At 63.4% G+C, this 20,124-nt stretch carries 23 protein-coding genes and 1 pseudogene; 13 read left to right on the forward strand and 11 right to left on the reverse strand.

What is annotated here, in order from left to right; genetic code table 11:
• The first annotated feature begins 89 nt into the window (after positions 1–89).
• Positions 90–794: a pyrimidine 5'-nucleotidase gene (locus tag AC1VON_RS05470; RefSeq protein ID WP_172347581.1), complete on the forward strand. Its 705-nt coding sequence runs from the start codon at positions 90–92 to the stop codon at positions 792–794.
• Between the two features lie 83 nt (positions 795–877).
• Here the strand turns inward: AC1VON_RS05470 and AC1VON_RS05475 are convergent, their stop codons facing one another.
• The gene (locus AC1VON_RS05475; RefSeq protein ID WP_172347580.1) at positions 878–1,723 is read right to left on the reverse strand and encodes an LOG family protein; all 846 of its coding nucleotides are present in this window, start codon (positions 1,721–1,723) and stop codon (positions 878–880) included.
• Positions 1,724–1,947: 224 nt separating this feature from the next.
• Here AC1VON_RS05475 and dapD point away from each other — a divergent pair, with 224 nt between their 5' ends.
• The 4 genes from dapD to AC1VON_RS05495 all read left to right on the forward strand — a co-directional run bounded on the left by dapD (position 1,948) and on the right by AC1VON_RS05495 (position 4,496).
• A complete protein-coding gene (dapD, locus tag AC1VON_RS05480) occupies positions 1,948–2,802 on the forward strand; it encodes a 2,3,4,5-tetrahydropyridine-2,6-dicarboxylate N-succinyltransferase (RefSeq protein WP_172347579.1) in 855 nt (284 codons plus the stop codon).
• 72 nt (positions 2,803–2,874) lie between these two features.
• Complete coding sequence (locus tag AC1VON_RS05485) at positions 2,875–3,228, forward strand: DUF805 domain-containing protein (protein WP_140770733.1); 354 nt, start codon at positions 2,875–2,877, stop codon at positions 3,226–3,228.
• Complete coding sequence (locus tag AC1VON_RS05490) at positions 3,221–3,598, forward strand: DUF805 domain-containing protein (RefSeq protein WP_172347578.1); 378 nt, start codon at positions 3,221–3,223, stop codon at positions 3,596–3,598. Before AC1VON_RS05485 ends, AC1VON_RS05490 begins: the two co-directional genes overlap by 8 nt.
• Positions 3,599–3,722: 124 nt before the next feature.
• Positions 3,723–4,496, forward strand: a complete 774-nt coding sequence (locus tag AC1VON_RS05495; RefSeq protein WP_172347577.1) for a hypothetical protein — start codon at positions 3,723–3,725, stop codon at positions 4,494–4,496.
• On the opposite strand, the gene AC1VON_RS05500 is transcribed toward AC1VON_RS05495, so the two are convergent.
• Complete coding sequence (locus AC1VON_RS05500) at positions 4,399–5,451, reverse strand: 2-dehydropantoate 2-reductase (protein ID WP_483120835.1); 1,053 nt, start codon at positions 5,449–5,451, stop codon at positions 4,399–4,401. The two genes, AC1VON_RS05495 and AC1VON_RS05500, sit on opposite strands and share 98 nt — an antisense overlap.
• A gap of 126 nt (positions 5,452–5,577) precedes the next feature.
• Between AC1VON_RS05500 and dapE the strand changes: the two genes are divergently transcribed.
• Complete coding sequence (gene dapE, locus AC1VON_RS05505) at positions 5,578–6,771, forward strand: succinyl-diaminopimelate desuccinylase (protein ID WP_172347575.1); 1,194 nt, start codon at positions 5,578–5,580, stop codon at positions 6,769–6,771.
• 5 nt (positions 6,772–6,776) lie between these two features.
• Positions 6,777–7,410: pseudogene (locus AC1VON_RS05510) on the forward strand (transporter).
• A gap of 37 nt (positions 7,411–7,447) precedes the next feature.
• Here the strand turns inward: AC1VON_RS05510 and truA are convergent.
• The 4 genes from truA to def are packed head-to-tail and all read right to left on the reverse strand — an operon-like array spanning position 7,448 to position 10,212.
• A complete protein-coding gene (gene truA, locus AC1VON_RS05515) occupies positions 7,448–8,197 on the reverse strand; it encodes a tRNA pseudouridine(38-40) synthase TruA (protein WP_483120837.1) in 750 nt (249 codons plus the stop codon).
• 23 nt (positions 8,198–8,220) lie between these two features.
• Positions 8,221–8,727, reverse strand: coding sequence for a GNAT family N-acetyltransferase (locus AC1VON_RS05520; RefSeq protein WP_172347572.1), 507 nt, complete (start codon positions 8,725–8,727; stop codon positions 8,221–8,223).
• Positions 8,724–9,677, reverse strand: coding sequence for a methionyl-tRNA formyltransferase (fmt, locus tag AC1VON_RS05525; protein WP_483120839.1), 954 nt, complete (start codon positions 9,675–9,677; stop codon positions 8,724–8,726). Before fmt ends, AC1VON_RS05520 begins: the two co-directional genes overlap by 4 nt.
• Before the next feature lie 4 nt (positions 9,678–9,681).
• Positions 9,682–10,212 (reverse strand): peptide deformylase, encoded by a 531-nt coding sequence (gene def / locus AC1VON_RS05530; protein ID WP_483126276.1) that lies wholly within the window; start codon positions 10,210–10,212, stop codon positions 9,682–9,684.
• Between the two features lie 103 nt (positions 10,213–10,315).
• On the opposite strand from def, the gene AC1VON_RS05535 reads away from it, so the two are divergent.
• Positions 10,316–11,587 carry a DNA recombination protein RmuC gene (locus tag AC1VON_RS05535; RefSeq protein WP_483120841.1) on the forward strand — a complete coding sequence of 424 codons (1,272 nt, stop codon included), beginning with the start codon at positions 10,316–10,318 and terminating at the stop codon, positions 11,585–11,587.
• Positions 11,588–11,674: 87 nt separating this feature from the next.
• On the opposite strand, the gene AC1VON_RS05540 is transcribed toward AC1VON_RS05535, so the two are convergent.
• The 4 genes from AC1VON_RS05540 to AC1VON_RS05555 all read right to left on the reverse strand — a co-directional run bounded on the left by AC1VON_RS05540 (position 11,675) and on the right by AC1VON_RS05555 (position 14,932).
• Complete coding sequence (locus AC1VON_RS05540) at positions 11,675–12,487, reverse strand: class I SAM-dependent methyltransferase (protein ID WP_483120843.1); 813 nt, start codon at positions 12,485–12,487, stop codon at positions 11,675–11,677.
• Positions 12,488–12,568: 81 nt separating this feature from the next.
• Positions 12,569–12,973, reverse strand: a complete 405-nt coding sequence (locus tag AC1VON_RS05545) for a GFA family protein (protein ID WP_483120845.1) — start codon at positions 12,971–12,973, stop codon at positions 12,569–12,571.
• Positions 12,974–13,049: 76 nt separating this feature from the next.
• On the reverse strand, positions 13,050–14,003 hold the full coding sequence (locus AC1VON_RS05550; RefSeq protein WP_483120847.1) for a cation diffusion facilitator family transporter: 954 nt from the start codon (positions 14,001–14,003) through the stop codon (positions 13,050–13,052).
• A gap of 119 nt (positions 14,004–14,122) precedes the next feature.
• Positions 14,123–14,932, reverse strand: coding sequence for a transglutaminase-like domain-containing protein (locus AC1VON_RS05555; RefSeq protein WP_172347566.1), 810 nt, complete (start codon positions 14,930–14,932; stop codon positions 14,123–14,125).
• A 212-nt stretch (positions 14,933–15,144) separates the two neighbouring features.
• Here AC1VON_RS05555 and AC1VON_RS05560 point away from each other — a divergent pair, with 212 nt between their 5' ends.
• Both AC1VON_RS05560 and sugE read left to right on the forward strand, forming a co-directional pair.
• Complete coding sequence (locus tag AC1VON_RS05560) at positions 15,145–15,270, forward strand: hypothetical protein (RefSeq protein ID WP_081294966.1); 126 nt, start codon at positions 15,145–15,147, stop codon at positions 15,268–15,270.
• Between the two features lie 206 nt (positions 15,271–15,476).
• On the forward strand, positions 15,477–15,791 hold the full coding sequence (gene sugE / locus AC1VON_RS05565) for a quaternary ammonium compound efflux SMR transporter SugE (RefSeq protein ID WP_483120849.1): 315 nt from the start codon (positions 15,477–15,479) through the stop codon (positions 15,789–15,791).
• A 144-nt stretch (positions 15,792–15,935) separates the two neighbouring features.
• Here sugE and AC1VON_RS05570 read toward each other — a convergent pair whose 3' ends face one another.
• Entirely contained in the window at positions 15,936–16,364 is a 429-nt protein-coding gene (locus AC1VON_RS05570; RefSeq protein WP_483120851.1) for a DUF6481 family protein, read from the reverse strand.
• Positions 16,365–16,670: 306 nt separating this feature from the next.
• Here AC1VON_RS05570 and AC1VON_RS05575 point away from each other — a divergent pair, with 306 nt between their 5' ends.
• From AC1VON_RS05575 to AC1VON_RS05585, 3 genes are all read left to right on the forward strand, one after another.
• Positions 16,671–17,732, forward strand: a complete 1,062-nt coding sequence (locus AC1VON_RS05575; protein ID WP_483120853.1) for an LLM class flavin-dependent oxidoreductase — start codon at positions 16,671–16,673, stop codon at positions 17,730–17,732.
• A 113-nt stretch (positions 17,733–17,845) separates the two neighbouring features.
• Positions 17,846–19,015: an AI-2E family transporter gene (locus tag AC1VON_RS05580; RefSeq protein WP_483120855.1), complete on the forward strand. Its 1,170-nt coding sequence runs from the start codon at positions 17,846–17,848 to the stop codon at positions 19,013–19,015.
• Positions 19,016–19,084: 69 nt separating this feature from the next.
• On the forward strand, positions 19,085–20,086 hold the full coding sequence (locus tag AC1VON_RS05585; protein WP_483120857.1) for an LLM class flavin-dependent oxidoreductase: 1,002 nt from the start codon (positions 19,085–19,087) through the stop codon (positions 20,084–20,086).
• The last annotated feature ends 38 nt before the right edge of the window (positions 20,087–20,124 follow it).

A 20,124-nucleotide genomic window follows, 5' to 3' on the forward strand; every position in this document is an offset into this window, starting at 1 on the left:
AATCGTGAGGTCATTTCCGCCACTGAAAGCGCGTGGAAGTTGTGGATAAAGTCCCTTTCAGAATCCCCGTTTCATGCCATAAGGAGCGCATGACCACGCTGCCTGATCCCGCCCGCTTCGCCCATGTCACCGACTGGGTGTTCGACCTCGACAACACGCTCTATCCGCATCATTCGAATCTGTTCTCGCAGATCGACGTCAAGATGACGGCCTATGTCGGGGAGCTGCTGGCGTTGCCGCGCGACGAGGCGCGCAAGCTGCAGAAGGAGCTTTATCTCGAATACGGCACGACGCTGAACGGGCTGATGACGCGCCACGGCATCGATCCCGACGATTTCCTCGAGAAGGTGCATGACATCGACTATTCATGGCTGGTGCCCGACCCAGTTCTCGGCACCGCCATCCGCCAGCTTCCCGGCCGCAAGTTCATCTTCACCAATGGCGACCGCAAGCACGCCGAGCGCACCGCGCGCCAGCTTGGCATCCTCGATCATTTCGACGACATCTTCGATATCGTCGCCGCCGGCCTCAATCCCAAGCCCGCGCGCCAGACCTATGAGAAGTTCGCCGAACTGCACGCGGTCACCGGCCACAATGCGGTGATGTTCGAGGATCTCGCCCGCAACCTGGAGGTACCGAAGGCGCTGGGCATGACCACCGTACTGGTGGTGCCACGCAATTTCGAGCCGACCTTTGCCGAGATCTGGGAACGCGACCCCGCGCAGGAGGACGACGTCGATTTCGTCACCGACGATCTGGCGGGGTTCCTGACTGCGATTGTGGAGAGGGAGTAGGTGAAGGGGAATTGGAGAACTGAGGAATTGAAGAACGATCCGGCCCCTTTTTCCTCAATTCCTCAATTCTCCAGCTCCCAGCCCTACTCCCCTAATTTGTAGAACCGGCTGATAATGCCCCAGGCCTCGTCGGCGGTGTCGACGAAATCGATGATGTCCTGGTCGCCGGGGCTGATCGTGCCCTGTTCGGCGAGGAAGTCGAGGTCGATAGCCCTTTTCCAGAAGGATTTGCCGAACAGGATCACCGGCACGCGCTCCATGCGTCCGGTCTGGATCAAGGTCAGCGTCTCGAAGAACTCGTCCATCGTGCCGAAGCCGCCGGGAAACACCGCCACCGCCTTGGCGCGCATGACGAAATGCATCTTGCGGATGGCGAAATAGTGGAAGTTGAAACAGAGCTCCGGCGTCACATAGGCGTTCGGCGCCTGCTCGTGCGGCAGCACGATGTTGAGTCCGATCGACGGCGCCCCAACGTCATCGGCGCCGCGATTGCCAGCTTCCATCACGCCAGGGCCGCCGCCGGTCACCACCACATATTCGCGGTAGTATGACGCCGCCGACTGCTGCGAGCACAGACGGGCGAATTTGCGCGCCTCCTCGTAATATTTGCTGTTTTCCTCGAGGTTCTTCTTCTGCGTCTCGTTCTTGGCCGCCCAGGCTTCGCCGCCTGGTTCCGGCAGGCGCGCGCCGCCAAACAGGATCACCGTCGAACGGATGCCGCGCTCGGCCAGGATCATTTCCGGTTTCAGAAGCTCGAGCTGCAGCCTGACCGCCCGCAATTCGCGCCGTGTCATGAAGTCGGGGTCGTTCCAGGCAAGCCGGTAGGTCTCGGCCCGCGTCTGCGGCGTGTCCGGCACGCCTTTCGACCGCTCCAGATCCTCGTCCGAATGCGGCAGCGGCGTCCATCCCGCCTTTTCCATGGGAGTCATCGAATCCACCCGTCCAATTCCTTCACTTGCGTCGTCCCGTGACGCAGCCACGATTGACCCCCATTGAGGCTTAACATAAGCAGGTTCCGCAAAGTCCGGCGGTTTTGCGACAAGAACCTGCTACATGCAAAGACCCAAGCATGCAAAGCATGCCTGGGGGGCCGCGCGACTCTCAAAACAGGTTAAGGCGCAGGCCCTTAACAGCTTGGTAATGGAGCAAATTCATGTCGAAGCCCGATCTGGCGAGCCTCGAAAAGACCATCGAGAAGGCCTTCGAGGAGCGCGACTCCATTTCGACCGCGACACGCGGCGAGACGCGCGACGCCATCCAGTCGGCGCTGGACCTGCTCGATCGCGGTAGCGCCCGCGTCGCCGAGCGGCAGGCCGACGGCAAGTGGCACGTCAACCAGTGGCTGAAGAAGGCCGTGCTGCTCTCTTTCCGGCTCAACCCGATGGAGATCATCAAGGGTGGCCCGGGCCAGGCCGTCTGGTGGGACAAGGTACCGTCCAAGTTCGATGGCTGGAGCGCCGTCGATTTCGAGAAGGCGGGTTTTCGCGCGGTGCCGTCGTCGATCGTGCGCCGCTCGGCCTATGTCGCGCCGGGCGCCGTGCTGATGCCGTCCTTCGTCAATGTCGGCGCCTTTGTCGATAGCGGCACAATGGTCGACACCTGGGCCTCGGTCGGCTCCTGCGCCCAGATCGGCAAGAACGTCCACCTGTCGGGCGGCGTCGGCATTGGCGGCGTGCTGGAGCCGATGCAGGCCGGTCCCACCATCATCGAGGACAATTGCTTCATCGGCGCGCGTTCGGAAGTCGTCGAGGGCTGCATCGTGCGCGAGGGCTCGGTGCTCGGCATGGGCGTCTTCATCGGCCAGTCGACCAAGATCGTCGACCGCGCCACCGGCGAGATCTTCTACGGCGAGGTGCCGCCAAATTCCGTCGTCGTCGCCGGCTCGCTGCCCGGCAAGCCTTTTCCAAACAACGAGCCCGGCCCCAGCCTTTACTGTGCCGTCATCGTCAAGCGCGTCGACGCCAAGACCCGCTCCAAGACTTCGATCAACGAATTGCTGCGCGATTGATCTTTCCACCGGGCTGGCGCACCTTCCGCCGGCGCGACAATCGGTCGCGCTGGTTCAACATGGAGGGGTGACATGGACTGGAAGTATCTGCTGACCAGCTATGAGGGTCGCATCAACCGCGCAAAGTTCTGGGCTTGCGTGGGCGTGATTTTCGTTGGCGCGGTGATCGCCATGATTCTCGACAACATACTGGGTACGACATTCAACCACATGCCGTACGGCTTTATCTATTTGCTCTATGCGTTGGCCATGCTCTATTCGGTCTTCGCCGTCTATGCCAAGCGCTGGCATGACCGAGGCAAGTCCGGCTGGTGGAGCCTGATCATTCTGGTGCCTTTCATCGGCGCGATCTGGTTTCTGGTGGAATGCGGCATTCTCGAAGGCGCCAAGGGTGCCAATCAATACGGATCGGACCCGCTTGCCTGACAGTTCAAATCTCACCTGGCTTTTCTTCAAGACATCGGGCCGCGTCAGTCGCGCGGTCTATTTTCTTGGTGGCTTGCTGGTCGCCATCATCCAGGCGTTCCCGCTCTATCGCTTCACGCTGGTGCCGGAAGGCTCGGCCGAGAGCAATATGTGGTCGTTCATCTTCTTCATCGCCTTCATTGCCTCGCTATGGTCGAACATCGCGCTGGCGGTGAAGCGGCTGCACGACCTCGACAAGCCGGGCATAGCCGCGCTGATCCTGTTCGTGCCGGTCGTCTCCATCGTCGCCTTTCTTGTACTGTGCTTGTTTCCAGGCCAGCCTGGACCTAACCGCTATGGCCGACGCACCAACGAGCCGGCACAACCCTAGAGCCGGATGATCTCAGGTCGAATCGACCTGAGATCATCCGGCTCTAAATCAAAGAGATAGAGCATGATGTCCTCCGAAAACCGCTTCACACTTTTCGGCATCATGCTCTGAGGACCGATCGGACATGCGCTACCGTACGCTTGATCCGAAACTGATCATCGAGACCGCCGAACGGCTTGAGGGTCGCGTTGCGGAACGTTTTCCCAAGGCCGGACTGCGTGGCGTCGCTGCCGAACTGGTATCGCTGTCGCGCGATCTGGCCAAGGCGGCGAAAGGGCTCGAGGAGCCGATCTGGTGGCTGCGCGGCCTCATCGTCGCGACCTTCATCACCGGGGTGCTGATCTTCCTGTTCGTCGGCACCATCCTGCCGCTCGACCGCATTTCCGGAACCGACGATGCCGTGCAATCGGTGCAAGGCATCGAGGCTTCGATCAACACCGTCATCCTCGCCGTGCTTGGCTTTCTGGCACTGATCCGCACCGAGGAGCGCATCAAGCGCAAGAGGGTCTTTCGCCAGCTTCATGGCCTGCGCTCGCTGATCCATGTCATCGACATGCATCAGCTGACCAAGGATCCGGCGACGCTTTCGGCCAGTTTCAAGCCGACGGCGCAGTCGCCTGCCCGCATCACCAATGCCGCCGACCTGGCGCGCTATCTCGACTATTGCTCCGAAATGCTGTCGATCACCGGCAAGATCGCCGCTCTGTTCGCCCAGTCGGTCAATGACGACGTGGTCATCGACGGCGTCAACGACATCGAGAATCTGAGTTCCAACCTGTCGCGCAAGATCTGGCAAAAGATCACCCTGATCGAGAGCCACCCGGCGGCATTACCTGTTCCGGCGCCAGGCCCGGCGAGCCAAGCCGCGCCGCTTCCGCCGCGCGCACCAAAGCGGTAACGTTTTTCAAGAGCGGCGCCGGCGTGCCCGTTCTTTCAGCGAGGCTGAGCACCGCCCCTTGCAACTTGCCGATCTCCGTCGGCCGCCCGCGCTGCAGATCGTCCCACATCGAAGAGCGTGCCTCGGGATCGATCACCAGCATGCGTCGCGCCAGCCGTTTGAACAGCCAGTCCGGCAACCGAAGCACCCTCGGCAGCAATGCCGGCCGCAGGCCGGCGATCCGCGCCGGCGCGATGCCGGAGGCCTTCATCGCCAGCAAGGCCTCGTCGATCTGTCCGGCCAGGATCAGCCGCCAGCGCCGATCGGCGAGTTCGCTCGCCAGCGGCAGGCCTGACAGCGCCACCAGGGCGTTGTTCAGGTTCATCAACAGCTTGCCCCACAGCACGGCCTTCATGTCGCCATTCGTCTCGACCGCCAGCCCTTCCACATCAAGAAGACTGGCGACATCGAGAAGGCCGGCGAGGCCGCCATCTCCGATCATCACCTTGCCCTCGCTGGCGCGGTGGACGCGCAGCGGCAGCTCGCCCTCAGGTGATTGCACCACGTTGAACGGCACCATGCCGGCCAGCACGGTTCGCTGGCCTAGCCCGGCGCGCAGCCTGTCGGCATTGTCGACGCCGTTCTGCAGGCTCACCACCACGGCATCGGGGCGGGCATGGGTATTGATGAGCGCTGCCATCTCCTGCGTCGCGCCGCTCTTGACGGTGACCAGGATCACATCCGCCCCGGGCAAGGCAGCGGCCGGATCCACGGTGATCCCGAGCGCGTCGTTCTTGACCAGGCGATCGCGGCCTTCAAGGTCGCTGATGCGCAGTCCGCCCTGCCGCATGGCTGCCTCTATGCGTGGCCGGGCCAGCAGAATCACCTGCCTGCCGGCGAGCGCCAGGCAGCCGCCGACATAACAGCCGATGCTGCCCGCGCCGGCTATGACGATCCTTTTTTGCCCGTTTGCCATACTGCCGTTCCGCACCGGCCCGACTATACGACATGAAAACCATAATGTCGGCGGCATCGTCTGCCATTGGGCTGGCCTCCATGTCTGGCCGTGACAGGCCCTCAGCTTTCGATTATCGCTTTTGCCATGACGCTGCCGACCGACCCCGCCGCAAATCTCGCCGCCCTTATCCGTTGCGCCTCGGTGACGCCAGCCGAAGGCGGCGCGCTGAGCGCGCTGGAAACGATGCTGAAACCGCTCGGCTTCCTGGTCGATCGGCCGGTGTTCTCCGAGGACGGCACGCCCGACATCGAGAACCTCTATGCAAGGCGGTCCGGCAACGGCCCGCATCTGATGTTCGCCGGCCATACCGATGTCGTGCCGGTCGGCGACGAGGCCGCCTGGACGCATCCGCCCTTCGCCGCCGAGATCGCCAATGGCGAGATGTACGGCCGTGGCGCGGTCGACATGAAGGGCGGCATCGCCTGCTTCATCGCCGCCGTGGCACGCCATGTCGAGGCGAATGGCGGTCCCAAGGGCTCGGTCTCTCTGCTGATCACCGGCGACGAGGAAGGCCCGGCCATCAACGGCACGGTCAAGCTGCTCGAATGGGCCGCTTCCAGGGGCGAGAAATGGGATGCCTCGATCGTCGGCGAGCCGACCAATCCCGATGCGCTCGGCGACATGATCAAGATCGGCCGCCGCGGCTCGATGTCCGGTTCGGTCACCGTCAATGGCCGCCAGGGCCATGCCGCCTATCCGCAGCTTGCCGATAATCCGGTGCGCGGCCTGATGAGCCTGGTCGACGCCTTGCTGCATCCCGTCTTCGACAAGGGCACGAAGGATTTCCAGCCGACCAATCTGGAGGTGACCTCCATCGATGTCGGCAACCCGGCCACCAATGTCATTCCGGCCAAGGCCACCGCGACCTTCAACATCCGCTTCAACGACACCTGGACGGCCGAGACCGTCCAGGCCGAAATCCACAACCGGCTCGACCAGGCGGCCAAGCGCAAGAAGTACCGGCCAGGTAAAAAAATGCCGGTAGACTACGACCTCGTCTGGCGCGACCGGCCGAGCCATGTCTTCCTGACCCGTGACGACAAGCTCATCGACACGCTTGCCGGCTCGATCAAGGCGGCGGTCGGCAAGGAACCGACGCTGTCCACCTCGGGCGGCACATCGGATGCGCGCTTCATCAAGGACTACTGCCCGGTGGTCGAGTTCGGCCTGGTCGGCAAGACCATGCATATGGTCGACGAGCGCGTCGCAGTCGCCGATCTCGAAACGCTGACGCGGATCTACCAGCGCTTCATCGAAGACTGGTTCGGACAGGGCTGAGCAGCATGCTGACGGCGGACGAAACTCAAGCTTCGCTGACCGGCGCCTGGCGGCTGATGCTCGGCAAGGTCGATGGCCTGCGCCTGCTCGACCTGTCGGCCGACGGTTTCTGGAATTCTTTCTTCGCCATCATCGTTGCCGCGCCGCCGCTGATCGTCGGCTGGGTCGGCATCGCCAACGAGATCGGTGATCCCGATGCTTTCGTGGGCCGCTTCAGCATGCTGTTGCGCTTGGCCACGGTCGACATCGGCTCCTGGGTGCTGCCGCTGATCGCGCTCGCCCTGGTCGCGCCGCGCGCCGGCATTGGCGGCCGCTTCGTCCACTACGTCGTCGCCAGCAACTGGGCCTCGGCCATCACCGCCTGGCTGATGCTGCCCTCGGCGCTGGTCAGGCTTTTCCTGTCGTCGGCAAGCCAGGTCTTCGAGCCTTCTGTCGCTGTTGTTGTTTGCCCTGTCGATGGTGCTGACTTGGCGCATGACCACTGCGACGATCGGCAAGGGCGCGGCGGTTGGAACCGCCGTTTTCGTCGGCATGTTCATCGCTTCGCTGCTGGTGTTGTTCGCGCTGCAGATGCTGCTTGGCATCACCGTGCCGGACGATATCGGGGCTCAGAGCCTTTCCGGGCTCTCTCCCGGGTAAGGGCCTGCCGGGCCCTATTCGGGAAGAGCCTGCAGGCTCATCCGGGATAATCGACGCCAATGAGAAAAAGTCCGTCGGGCGGTGCCACCTGGCCACAGGCGGCGCGGTCGCGCGCTTCGAGCGCCGCCTTGAGGTCGGCCTCGGTCCAGCCGCCGTCGCCGACGCGTTTCAGCGAGCCGACCATCGAGCGTACCTGGTTGTGCAGGAAGGAACGCGCCGAGGCTCTTACCTCGATCATGTCACCCGTCCGGCTGACATCGAGCCGCTCCAACGTCCGGATCGGGCTGTTGGCCTGGCACTGCGTCGAGCGGAAGGTGGTGAAGTCGTGCCGGCCGAGCAGGACTTTCGCCGCCTCGTGCATGGCGACGGCGTCGAGCCGCTTCGGCACCCACCACACCTTGCCCTTTTCCAGCGCCGAAGGCGCACGGCGGTTGAGGATGCGGTAGAGATAGTGACGGCCGGCGGCCGAGAAGCGCGCGTCGAAATCGTCAGGGACAACCATCGCCTTCAGGATGGCAACATGTGCGCCGGCCGCCTGCAGATGGGCGTTGATGGCATCGCGCACCTTGTCTTCGGGCCATGCCTTGGCGAGGTCGACATGCGCCACCTGGGCCGTTGCATGCACGCCGGCATCGGTGCGGCCGGCGGCACGCAGCCGCACCGCCTCGCCGCTGAACTTCTCGATCGCCTGCTCGATCGCCTGCTGCACCGAAGGCTGGTCGGCCTGGTGCTGCCAGCCGGCGAAAAGGCTGCCGTCATATTCGATGTCGAGGCGAAAACGCGGCATGCCGGGCGGCTATACGCTCTTGCCTAAGCGGCGAGAGCGGTGAAGGCCGAAGCGTAGACCAGCCTGCCGGCCTCCGGAGCGTCGCCCCAGGCCAGCGCCTGCAGCGCCTCGCCCTGGTATTCGCTCTCGAATTTTCCGGCCCTAGCGTGGCTATAGCCGAAACGGCCGTAGTAGGCCGGGTCGCCCAGCACAACGGCAAGCCGCTCGCCGGCATCCCTGAGACGGATATGCGCCTCGCGGATCAGCGCGCCGCCAATGCCGCTGCCATGGAACGAAGGTTCTACCGCCAGCGGCGCCAGCGCCACGGCCGCAAAGCTCTTGCCCCCATTCTGGACGAACAGCCGCGAAAACAGGATATGGCCGAGCACCTGGCCGTCTTCTTCCGCCACCAGTTCGACCACGGCGTCGCCGCCTGTGACCAGTGCGTCGACCAGCCCGGCCTCCGCCTGCTGGCCGAAAGCGTGTTCCTCGACGAGGCGGATGGCCTCGCGATCCCGCGGCGTCGCCGCGCGTATCGACATCATACTCATGAGAACTTCATTCCTTTTACGATCTTGGCTCCGCGCAGGAATTCCGACGCGGCGGCGGGCTTTCCGCCCGCACGTTGAACTTCGACCAGCCTGATCGCGCCTGCCCCGCAGGCGACCGTCAGCCGGTCATCGAGAATTCCTCCCGACTCACCCAGATCTTCCGAAACCGACAGGCCTTCGGACAGCGTCGAGCGAAGCAGTTTCAGCCGTTCCATGCGGCCGCCAATGTCAATTTCGGACCAGGCGCCGGGAAAGGGCGACAGGCCACGAAGGTGGTTGTGGACCTCGGCCGCAGGCCGCGTCCAGTCCACACGCGTCTCGGATTTATCGATTTTTCTGGCGTAAGTCACCCCTTCCGCCGCTTGCGCGGTAAATGTCAGGGCGTTCCTCTCCAGTCGCGCCAGCGCTTCCACCATCAGGGCGGCACAGACACTCATCAACCGATCATGCAGATCGCCGGCTGTCATATTGGGCTCGATGGCGCATTTTTCAAGCAATCCCACCGGGCCGGTGTCCAAACCCTCTTCCATGCGCATCACCATCATGCCGCTCTCCAGGTCTCCCGCCATGATGGCGCGCTGGATGGGAGCAGCACCGCGCCAGCGCGGCAAGAGCGATGCATGGCCGTTGATGCAGCCAAGTCGGGGGGCGTCGAGAACAGCCTTTGGCAGCAGCAATCCATAGGCGACGACCACGGCGATATCCGCCCGCAAGTCACGGAAAGCGGTCTGTTCGGCCTCGGCCTTGAGGGAGGTCGGCGTACGCACCTCGATGCCAAGCCGCTCCGCCTCGCGCTGCACCGGCGACGGCGTCAGCTCCAGCCCGCGCCGGCCGGCGGCGCGCGGCGGCTGCGTGTAGACGGCGGAAATCTCGTGTCCGGCCTCGGCGATCGCGCGCAACGTCGGCACCGAAAATTCCGGCGTGCCCATGAAGATGACGCGAAGGGGCATTCCCCTATCCCACCAGTTTGCCCGGCGCCTTGTCCTTGGCGAGCTTCTTGAATTTCTTCACCACCATGTCGCGCTTCAGCTTCGAGATGTGGTCGATGAACAGCACGCCGTTGAGATGGTCGATTTCGTGCTGCAGGCAGGTCGCCATCAGCCCTTCGGCCGCCATCTCCTGCAGCTTGCCGTCGCGGTCGAGATACTTCACCCGAACGGAAGCCGGGCGTTCGACCTCGGCGTAATAGTCGGGGATGGACAGGCAGCCTTCCTCGTAGACGGAGCGCTGATCGGCGCTTTTGAGGATCTCCGGATTGATGAAGACATGCGGCGCCGGCGTTTCGTCTTCCTTGGCGAGGTCGATCACCAGCATGCGCAACGGCTCGCCGATCTGGATTGCCGCCAGCCCGATGCCGGGTGCGTCATACATGGTCGCAAGCATGTCGTCGGCCAGTTTGCGCAAGGGCGCGTCGACGCGCTCCACCGGCTTGGAAAGCTGGCGCAGGATGGGATCGGGAAGGATGATGAGCGGCTTGATCGGCATGGCGTCCCACGTAAGACGTCCAGCGAAAAGCGTCAACCGGGGCATCCAAGCCGTGTTCTTGTTTTGATCTGTGCGATCAGGCCGAATCGGCTATGCTGTCCACATGAATGATCTTAGTAGCATCCTTTCGCAGCCCATCGCACGGCTTGGCGCGTCGACAATCACGCTCGGCCACGCGCTGGCCTTCGGCGTCTTGCTGTTTCTCGGTCTGTTCGTGGCGCTGGTTATCGCGCTGTGGCGGTCGGCCAAGGCGCGCGCGGTCGCTGCCGCGGAAGCCGCCGACCATGCCCGCGACGCCGAGGCACGGATGGCCGGCATACTGCAGAGCCAGGCCGAGATGCAGGGCCGCATGGGCGCCATCGCCGAAGTGTTCGGCGCGCGCCAGGCGGAGCTGACGCAGTCGATCGGCCAGCGGCTCGACGCCATGACCGGCCGCCTCGGCCAGACCATGACCGAGCAGACCAAATCCACGCATGAGAGCCTGGCCAAACTGCAGGAGCGGCTGGCGGTCATCGATACCGCGCAAGGCAACATCCAGTCGCTTGCCGGCCAGGTGGTGCAGTTGCAGGCCATCCTCTCCAACAAGCAGACCCGCGGCGCCTTCGGCCAGTCGCGCATGGAGGCGATCGTTGCCGACGGCCTGCCGATGGGCGCGTATGAATTCCAGGCGACGCTGTCGAACGGCAGCCGGCCCGATTGCCTGGTCAAGATGCCGAACGGCGCGCCATCGCTGGCCATCGATGCCAAGTTTCCCCTGGAGGCGTGGAATGCCATCCGCGCCGCCGATGGCGCCGACCTGCAGAAGGTCGCGTCGCAGGCCTTCCGCCGCGACATCGAGATCCACGTCCGCGATATCTCCGAGAAGTATCTGATCCAGGGCGAGACGCAGGACACCGCCTTCATGTTCGTGCCGTCGGAATCGGTGTTCGCCGAGATTCACGAGAATTTCGAGGCGATCGTCCACAAGGCGCACCGCGCCCGCGTCGTCATCGTCTCGCCGTCGCTGCTGATGCTGTCGATCCAGGTCATCCAGGCGATCCTCAAGGACGCCCGCATGCGCGAACAGGCGCATCTGATCCAGGGCGAGGTGATCCGGCTGATGGAAGATGTCGCGCGTGTCGACGAGCGCGTGCGCAAGCTGCAGGTACATTTCGGCCAGTCGGCCAAGGACATCGACGATATCCTCGTCTCGACATCGAAGGTGACCAAGCGTGGCCAGAAGATCGAGGCGCTGGAGTTCGGCGTGCAGCCCGATGGCGATGCCGCCCTGGAGGCGCCGTCCCGGGCACCGGCCGCGAAACTCGACCCCGGCCCGCGCGTTGCCGATTCAAAGACCGGGCAGCTCAGGCTGCGGGTCGTCGAAGGCGACGACTGAGCGATACTCTTTGATTTTGACGCAATTCCGATGGGAAAGCGCTACGCGTTTCCCAAGAAAACCGCCCACGCTTTTCCTGGAATTACGTTAGGCCACGGCGACGATGACGTGTGCCTGAATCTTGGCGGCAACCGCGTCGCTGCCATGCCTGGCCGCAATCGCGGCTGCGGCATAATCCGTTGCAGCGTCGAGTTTGCCCGGATCCCGGGCCTCGATTTCGGTGCGAAGGACGGTTCCCTGGCAATAGGCAACGGCCGGAATGCGCGGTGAGGGGGCACGGCTCTGTTCGGCTCTTGTTTCGACCGCCACACCGGAGAAACCGGCCTCTGCCAACTCGCTGCGGATCAGTGCCGTATCGTGGTAGCCATGCGGCGTGCGGGCCAGAAAGCGTGGCGGGTCGTTCGGAAAAATCCTGGCCAGGGCATTCGTCACATCATCGGCAAACACATTCTCTTCGATGCGATCCCATACGTTGAACAGAAAATGGCCGCCGGGCTTCAGCACCCGCCTTGCTTCGCGATAGGCGGAGGGGCGGCTCGGAAAGAACATCGCACCGAACTGGCAGCAAACGAGATCGAAGGCCGCATCTTCAAACGGCAGTGCCAGGGCATCGGCCTGGCGCCATTGGATACGATTGTCGGGCGCTTGACGCGAAGCGGCATAGTCGAGCATGGGCTGGTTGAGGTCGGTCACGACATAGCTCGCGCCAGGCGAAAGTCTTGGCGCCAAGGCGCGGGTGACGACCCCAGTGCCCGCGGCGACTTCCAGGACGGCGCTGGGCGAGAAGGACGCGGCCCGCTGTGCAAGGTCCGCGGCGAACGGCTCGAAAATCAGCGGCACCATATAGCGGTCGTAGTTTTCCGGGATCGAGCCGGCAAACAACTTGTCCGTTTCCAACATGACTATCACCCGCCCGTTTGATGGCGAGCCAGGCTAGCACAGAATTGTGGTCTGGGCCCGCTTTCGGCCGAGTGGCAGGTGCTACTGCTCTTCCACGATGCTTATGCCATCGAATTCCGGAAGCCAGTGCAGGGCCGATCGATGCCATTTCTGTTGTGTCGGGACCAGATCCTCGCGTTGCCGCGCGGTCCCCGCCCGGATCCCATAGACCTTCGGGCCGTCGCCGACAGACGTCGCATAAAGATGCGAACCGCAATCGCCGCAAAATGCCTGGGCGCGCTTGGCGCCGCTCGATCCGGTCTTGATATAGATCCTTGGCGCACCCCTGGTGATCCGGTAGTGATCCTCGGGCGCGGGAACGGTGACGCGAAAGGCCGTCCCAGTCAGCTGCTGGCAGTCCGTGCAATGGCAAATCGAGGTCTTTGCCGGGTCGACCTCCGCTTCATAGGTGATGGCACCGCAATGGCACCCGCCGTCGATCTTCATGGTCGTTCCTCCGAAATCCGTCGCCTGATCTTAGCAAGGCAATGCGACGGGGCAACGGTGCAGTGCTGGTCCACGACTAGTTCGATGCGGCCTCGATCGGCTTGCGTCGCTGCTCCCAGGTGCCCGTGGTCTGCGGCTTGACGAACAGCCGCGTGATCTCCGGCATCTCCTCCTTCAGTCGCGTCTCGATGCGCTGGACACAGGCTTCGATTTCCGGCGCAGTAAGATGATCCTCGAATTCGATGCTCAACCCCGCTACGATCTCTTGCGGTCCCATGTGAACGGTCAGGACGCCGTTCGCCCGCTGCACCGCCGGATCCTGCTGGGCGATTGCCAGCACTTTTCGTTGCACATCAAGGGATGCCGGCTCGCCGATGAGCAGGCCCTTGCTTTCGCGGGCGAGGAAAATCGCCGTCGCGCCGAGGATGAGCGCGATGCCGATCGAGGCGGCGCCGTCGAGCTCCGGCATCTCCAGCAACTCCGCTGCCAATATGCCGGCAAAGGCGACGATCAGGCCAAGAAGCGCCGCACTATCCTCGAACAGCACCGTATAGACGCTCGGGTCCTTGCTCGATTGCACGGCTTGCAGCCAGCCCTGCTTGCCCTTCTCTCGGCGAAATTCCTTCAGCGCCACCAGCCAGGAGCTGCCTTCGAACAGGAAGGAGAGGCCCAGAACGACATAGTTCACCTTGACATTGGCGACAGGCTCCGGGGCCATGATATGGACAATGCCCTCGTAGAACGACACGCCGGCGCCCAGCGCGAAAACCAGAAGCGCGACGATGAAGCTCCAGAAATAGAGCTCGCGGGCGTAGCCGAGCGGATGCGTGCGGTCGGCCGGGCGCGCGGCCCGGTGCATGCCGTAGAGCAGGAGCCCGCCATTTCCGGTATCGACCAGCGAATGGACGCCTTCCGACAGCATCGCGGAGCTGCCGGTGAAGAAGGCGGCGGCGAATTTGGTCAGCGCGATAGCCAGATTGCCGGCGAGCGCCGCATAGATGACCGTTTTGGAGCCGCCATGCCCGGCCATGCAGTTTGGTCCTCGTTTAACGCACCCAGCCTAACGGCCGGACGGCCGAAGCTCCATCACAACGCGCCAACTGCCGGGTCGTTCAAGACGCGATTTGCCTGGGACCGGCGGGGCGGTGACTATTCGACGATTTCGTCGGTCCACACCTTGAAGCCGGCCAGTGTCCCCGGTCCGAAAATATGGGTCAGCGGCACATCCGCCGCGTCGCGTCCGGAGGCGATCAGGATGCGTCCGATGCGCGGTGCGTTGTTGCGCGGATCGAAGACGTGCCAGCGGCCGCCGAGATAGACTTCCATCCAGGCGGCGAAATCCATGCTCGACCACGGTTTCGGCATGCCGATATCGCTGATGTAGCCGGTGCAGTAGCGCGTCGGGATGTTGAGCGCCCGGCAGAAGGTGACGGCGAGGTGTGCGAAGTCGCGGCACACGCCGCTCTGCTCGCGATAGGCTTCCGCCGCGGTGCGCGTCGGCCGCGCGTTGCCGTAGTTGAAGACGATGTGGTTGTGGACGAAATCACACACCGCCTGAACGCGCGGGATGCCGAGCGGCGTATGGCCGAACAGCCGCCATGCCTCGCTGGCCAAAAGGTCGCTCTCGCAAAACCGGCTGGGCAGCAGGAACAGCAGAGTTTCCGCCGGCAGGTCGCGCACCTCGTGCTGCCAGGCCATCAGCTCCCTCATCTCGAATGTGCCGGGCGCGCGGATGACGGCATCGGTGCCGAATGTGAACCGTCCGGGCGGAGCCACGAAGCGGTTGCACCAATTGCCGAAACTGTCGCGATAGCTCTCGATCGGCACCGGCGGGTTCGATGTCAAGAAATCCGGGCGCTCGAGATCGGAAGCGCGGGAATAGTGGACATTGAGCATCGCGATAAGCGGCGTTTCCTGCGGGAAGTCGAAACTCATCTCGCAGCCGATATGGATCCGCATTGTCGTCCTGACCGGCCTGCCTGACGATCACCCGGCGAATGCGCGGGTCGATGCTGCAGTGCGAAGACGAGAATGGCACGGACCGCCGTGGTTTACGAGTAAATTAGAAACCGGTTGAAAGCAGTCGGCCGACGGTCGCGACAGGCGCTGCCCCCTTGCAGCGAAGCGTTTCTCTTGTTTCACTTCACCTCCCGCAATTGGAGGAACGAATCATGGCTAAAGGTGCGATGAAGGCAGGCAAGGAAGCCCGCAAGCCGAAGAAGGACGCCAAGAAGCCGGCAGCCGCTCCCGTCCTGAAGGCGCCGCCGGTCAAGGCGATGCGCATCAAGGAGAAGTAGGCCTCGACAAATCCGGCGAGGTGGGATCTCACCGGCGGCGTCAGACAATGCCGCCGGCGGGTGTTGATAGGCTTCTGGACAACCCTATATCCCCGGCGCGGGGACGACCCCGCGCTTCTCCGAAAAACCAGGTCGGGACGACCCGCCCATTGTTGATCTGAGGATCGGATTCTATTTCCGATCCGATGCTGGATGGAGCGTTCCCGATGTCTTGGATTTTTCTGTTTTTCGCCGGCCTGTTCGAAATCGGCTGGGCAATCGGCCTCAAATACACTGATGGGTTCACCAGGTTCGTTCCGACCGTGCTCACGGTCGCGTCGATGATCGTCAGTCTCACCTTGCTCGGCCTGGCGCTGAAGGCGCTTCCCGTCGGCACCGCTTATGCGGTGTGGACCGGCATCGGCACAGTCGGCACGGCGCTGCTTGGCATCTGGCTGCTCGGCGAACCCGCCACGGCGATCCGGCTTGCCTGCATCGCGCTGATTGTCTGCGGCATTATGGGGCTGAAGTTCGCGGCTTGAATGCACGTCTTCCAAAGGCGCAAAGCGGCTTTGGGACAACGATACGCATCTCCGAAGGTCAAAGCGCTACTTTCGCACAAACACAATCAGGGCCGCTGCAAGGCGACCCTGATTCAATACTCACACTTGGCTGCGCCGAAGCTGCTAGCGGGCGGAGAAGCCGGGAGGCGCTCTGCCTGTACGCGCCTTGCGGGCCGCATAGCGTGCGTCGCGTTTGGCCTTGCGCTCGGCCTCGTCGGCGAGCAGACGGGCAATGCGCTCGGTCTCTTCGGCTTCCCGAATTTTGGCTTCGGCCTGGGCTGCCTCCTCGGCGGCAATGCGTGCCGCCTCGGCTGCTGCCTCGCGCTCAGCCTTCTCAGCTGCTTCGCGTGCCAGCTTTTCCTGCTTCAGCCTGGCCTTTTCAGCCTCGCGTATCGCGCGAGCATCGAGGATTGCCTTGCGTTCGGCCTGCCGCGCCAGCACCGCAGGATCATCTGCCGCCGGCTTTGACTTGAAACGCTCCAGAAGCGCCTTCTTTGCCTCGTTCGCGGCGTTGCGCCGCTCGAAAATGTCTTTTTCCCTGTAGATAGCCAAGTCCACTTCCCTGAAGTCAATTCGCGAGGCTTACATACGCGCGAATGCCGAGAGTTCAAGCGCCAAAACGGTATGCCAGCCATGAAATTCCGCGATGTTGCAGCCGGGAGACGCCTTTTCCCACCCAAACCGACATGCACTGTTCACCGTCAGCCTCCCTGGCGGCGAGGCGATACGATCGCTACGTCAGCGGTTCACCTTTCGGTGAACCGCTCTTTCTCTTTGACGCAATTCCGGACGGAAAACCGTTTCATACTTTTCCTGGAATTGCTTTATCGACAAAACCCAACACCAGGATGACATCACATGGAACTCGGTCTCTACACTTTCGCCGACGTCAGCCCACAGCCTGGCCCAGGTGCAATGGGGCCGCATGAGCGGCTGCGCAACCTGATCGAGGAGGTCGAATTGGCCGATCAGGTCGGCCTCGACGTCTTTGGCCTGGGCGAACATCACCGGCCCGATTATGCCGCCTCCGCGCCGGTAGTGGCCCTGGCCGCCGCGGCCGAGCACTCGAAGCGCATCAAGCTGACCAGCGCGGTCACCGTGCTCTCCTCGGACGATCCGGTGCGTGTCTTCCAGCAGTTCGCCACGCTCGATCTTCTGTCGGGCGGCCGCGCGGAGATCATGGCCGGGCGCGGCTCGTTCATCGAATCCTTTCCGCTGTTCGGCTACAATCTCGAGGACTATGACGAGCTCTTCGCCGAAAAGCTCGATCTGCTGCTTGCTATCCGTGACCAGGTGAAGGTCACCTGGTCCGGCAATCTGCGCGCGGCGATCAACGATCGCGGCGTATACCCCCGTCCGTTCCAGGACAGGCTTCCGATCTGGATTGCGATTGGTGGGACACCACAGTCCGCCGCCCGCGCCGGCGCGCTCGGCCTGCCGCTGGCGCTTGCCATCATCGGCGGCGAGCCGGCGCGCTTCGCACCGCTGTTCGACCTCTACCGCGAGGCCGCCAAGCGGGCCGGCAGTGACCCGGCCGGTCTCGCCACCAGCATCAACGTGCATGGCTTCATCGCCGACACGACCGAGCAGGCGGCCGACGATTTCTACGGCCCACAGGCCGAGGTGATGAACCGCATCGGCCGCGAGCGCGGCTGGGGTCCGACATCGCGGGCGCATTTCGACCAGGCGCGCGGCACCAATGGCGCCCTGTTCGTCGGCAGCCCCGAGCAGGTGGCCGAAAAGATCGTCGCCCAGCACAGGATATTCAACAATGACCGCTTCCTGCTGCAGATGGCGATCGGCACCATGCCGCACGCCAAGATCATGAAGGCGATCGAACTCTACGGCACCAAGGTGGCGCCGATCGTGCGCAAGGAGACGGTGAAATCCGCGCCGGCTGTGGCAGCCCCGGTGGCGTAAGCTAACGGCAGGGTCGGCTTCTCAGGCTCTGCCGGCTAACGGAACCTTGAAGCCGCGCTAGCGTTTTCGGTCGATGGATTGCACCAATTGCGGTGCACCGCTGAGGGACCGAGATGAAAGCCGAACCCGACGCGCTGGGCGCGGGCGTTGCCGAAGCGGCCGAAGCGCGCGCCGTGGCGCGTGCCGATACGCATCTGATGCGCACGCTGCTGGTCGGCATCTTCATTTTCATGACCGTCTATGCGCTCTACTTCGGCCGTGCCTTCTTCATGCCCGTCATCCTGGCGTTCCTGCTGGCGCTGACACTGACACCGATCGTCCGGCTGCTGCGCAAGCGCGGCATTCCCGAAGTGGTTTCGGCGACCCTTCTGGTGCTGCTGTCGATCTGCGTTTTCGCCAGCGCCGGCTACCTGCTCAGCGGCCCGGTCATCGACCTCCTCAACAACACCTCGTCGATCGGCCAGCAGCTTACCGAGCGGCTGGCGCAATTGCGGCGTCCACTGGAAAGGATCATGCAGGTCTCGCATCAGATCGAACAACTGACCCAGACCTCACAGGAGCCGGGCATCCAGAAAGTCGCGGTCGCCCAGTCGGGCATCCTGTCATCCGCCGCCAGCAACATCCTGGCGGCGGGAACCAGCCTCACCATCATCTTCGTGCTGTCGCTGTTCCTGCTCGCCTCGGGCACGATGTTCTACGAGAAGATCATCCAGTCCTTCGCCAGCCTCACGGAAAAGAAGCGGGCGCTGCGTGTCGTCTATGACGTCGAGCGCGAGATCTCGCACTATTTGCTCACCGTCACCATCATCAATGCCGGTCTCGGCACGGTCATCGGCCTTGGCCTTTGGGCGCTCGGCATGCCCAACCCGCTGGTCTGGGGCGTGGCCGCCGCGCTGCTCAACTTCCTGCCCTATGTCGGCGCGCTGCTGACCATCGTGCTGGTCGCGGTAATGGCGCTGATCAGCTTCGACACCATTTCATACGCGCTTCTGGCACCGGCCTTCGTGCTGTTCTGCGATGTCGTCGAAGGCCAGTTCGTGACGCCGATGGTGGTCGGCAGGCGCCTGGAGATCAACGCCGTGGCGATCTTCATCGCCATTGCCTTCTGGTCGTGGCTGTGGGGTTTCGTCGGCGCCTTGATGGCGGTGCCGCTGCTGGTCGTTATCAAGGTGTTCTGCGACCATTTCGAGGGGCTCGGCCATGTTGGCAATTTTCTCGCCGCGCAGCAGACCGGCATGGTGGGGGACGATGATGCCGCCAACACCGAGCCCGCGAAGGGCTGATCAATATTTTTGAATTTGCGGCGTCGCCACGCGCATCCTACATGCGGTTTCTACACAGGATCCCAACGCATGACCGAACTGTCCGTTCTCGACCTGTCGCCGATCGTCGAAGGCAGCGATGCCTCGCAGTCGCTGGCCAACTCGCTCGATCTTGCCCGCCATGCCGAGCGGCTGGGCTACAAGCGCTACTGGCTGGCCGAGCATCACAACATGCCGGGTATCGCCAGCGCCGCCACATCGGTGGTCATCGCCCATGTCGCCGGCGGTACCAAAACCATTCGCGTCGGGGCCGGCGGCATTATGTTGCCCAACCATGCGCCGCTGGTGATTGCCGAGCAGTTCGGCACGCTGGCAGCCCTGTTTCCCGGCCGCATCGATCTGGGGCTCGGCCGAGCCCCCGGCACCGACATGAACACCGCGCGCGCCTTGCGCCGCAACCTGGAGGCCGGCGTCGACAATTTTCCGCAGGATGTCGTCGAGCTGATGGGCTATTTCCTCCCCGCGGAGGAAGGCCAGCGCCTGCGCGCCGTGCCGGGCGAAGGCCAGACCGTGCCGATCTGGATTCTCGGCTCAAGCCTCTATGGCGCGCAGCTCGCCGCCATGCTCGGTCTGCCCTACGCCTTTGCTTCGCATTTCGCGCCGGCGGAGCTCGATCATGCGCTGGACATCTACCGCTCTCGCTTCCAGCCGTCGGAGCAACTCGACAAGCCGCATGTCATGCTCGGCCTCAATGTCTTTGCGGCACCTACCGATGCCGAGGCGCGTCTGCTGTTCACCTCGCTGCAGCAGGCCTTCGTCAACCTGCGCACCGGCAAGCCGGGAAGATTGCCGCCGCCCGTCGAGAACTATGACCGCGATCTCGACCCGATGGCCAAGACCATGCTCGGCCAGGCGCTGTCCTGCGCCGTCGTCGGCTCTCCCGAAACGGTCCGGCAAGGCATCGATGCCTTCGTGCGCCGCACCGGTGCCGACGAGCTGATGGTCACCGCGCAGATATTTGATCATGCGGCGCGGGTGCGCTCCTTCGAGATTTTGGCTGAGGCTCACAAATCGCTTTTGCAGGCGGCCTGATCTTCTAGGCAGACTCCGCCGGCTTCGCCAACGTGTCG

The sequence above is a fragment of the Mesorhizobium sp. HAY1-8B genome, assembly GCF_056868045.1.

Coding starts and splice junctions, on each gene's coding strand:
- AC1VON_RS05520 (WP_172347572.1), bottom strand. CDS start 8,727: ATGAGTATGATGTCGATACGCGCGGCGACGCCGCGGGATCGCGAGGCC.
- AC1VON_RS05495 (WP_172347577.1), top strand. CDS start 3,723: ATGCGCTACCGTACGCTTGATCCGAAACTGATCATCGAGACCGCCGAA.
- AC1VON_RS05550 (WP_483120847.1), bottom strand. CDS start 14,003: ATGGCCGGGCATGGCGGCTCCAAAACGGTCATCTATGCGGCGCTCGCC.
- dapD (WP_172347579.1), top strand. CDS start 1,948: ATGTCGAAGCCCGATCTGGCGAGCCTCGAAAAGACCATCGAGAAGGCC.
- AC1VON_RS05500 (WP_483120835.1), bottom strand. CDS start 5,451: ATGGCAAACGGGCAAAAAAGGATCGTCATAGCCGGCGCGGGCAGCATC.
- def (WP_483126276.1), bottom strand. CDS start 10,212: ATGCCGATCAAGCCGCTCATCATCCTTCCCGATCCCATCCTGCGCCAG.
- AC1VON_RS05560 (WP_081294966.1), top strand. CDS start 15,145: ATGGCTAAAGGTGCGATGAAGGCAGGCAAGGAAGCCCGCAAGCCGAAG.
- sugE (WP_483120849.1), top strand. CDS start 15,477: ATGTCTTGGATTTTTCTGTTTTTCGCCGGCCTGTTCGAAATCGGCTGG.
- AC1VON_RS05580 (WP_483120855.1), top strand. CDS start 17,846: ATGAAAGCCGAACCCGACGCGCTGGGCGCGGGCGTTGCCGAAGCGGCC.
- fmt (WP_483120839.1), bottom strand. CDS start 9,677: ATGCCCCTTCGCGTCATCTTCATGGGCACGCCGGAATTTTCGGTGCCG.
- AC1VON_RS05535 (WP_483120841.1), top strand. CDS start 10,316: ATGAATGATCTTAGTAGCATCCTTTCGCAGCCCATCGCACGGCTTGGC.
- AC1VON_RS05475 (WP_172347580.1), bottom strand. CDS start 1,723: ATGACTCCCATGGAAAAGGCGGGATGGACGCCGCTGCCGCATTCGGAC.
- AC1VON_RS05470 (WP_172347581.1), top strand. CDS start 90: ATGACCACGCTGCCTGATCCCGCCCGCTTCGCCCATGTCACCGACTGG.
- AC1VON_RS05485 (WP_140770733.1), top strand. CDS start 2,875: ATGGACTGGAAGTATCTGCTGACCAGCTATGAGGGTCGCATCAACCGC.
- AC1VON_RS05585 (WP_483120857.1), top strand. CDS start 19,085: ATGACCGAACTGTCCGTTCTCGACCTGTCGCCGATCGTCGAAGGCAGC.
- AC1VON_RS05545 (WP_483120845.1), bottom strand. CDS start 12,973: ATGAAGATCGACGGCGGGTGCCATTGCGGTGCCATCACCTATGAAGCG.
- dapE (WP_172347575.1), top strand. CDS start 5,578: ATGACGCTGCCGACCGACCCCGCCGCAAATCTCGCCGCCCTTATCCGT.
- AC1VON_RS05575 (WP_483120853.1), top strand. CDS start 16,671: ATGGAACTCGGTCTCTACACTTTCGCCGACGTCAGCCCACAGCCTGGC.
- truA (WP_483120837.1), bottom strand. CDS start 8,197: ATGCCGCGTTTTCGCCTCGACATCGAATATGACGGCAGCCTTTTCGCC.
- AC1VON_RS05555 (WP_172347566.1), bottom strand. CDS start 14,932: ATGCGGATCCATATCGGCTGCGAGATGAGTTTCGACTTCCCGCAGGAA.
- AC1VON_RS05540 (WP_483120843.1), bottom strand. CDS start 12,487: ATGTTGGAAACGGACAAGTTGTTTGCCGGCTCGATCCCGGAAAACTAC.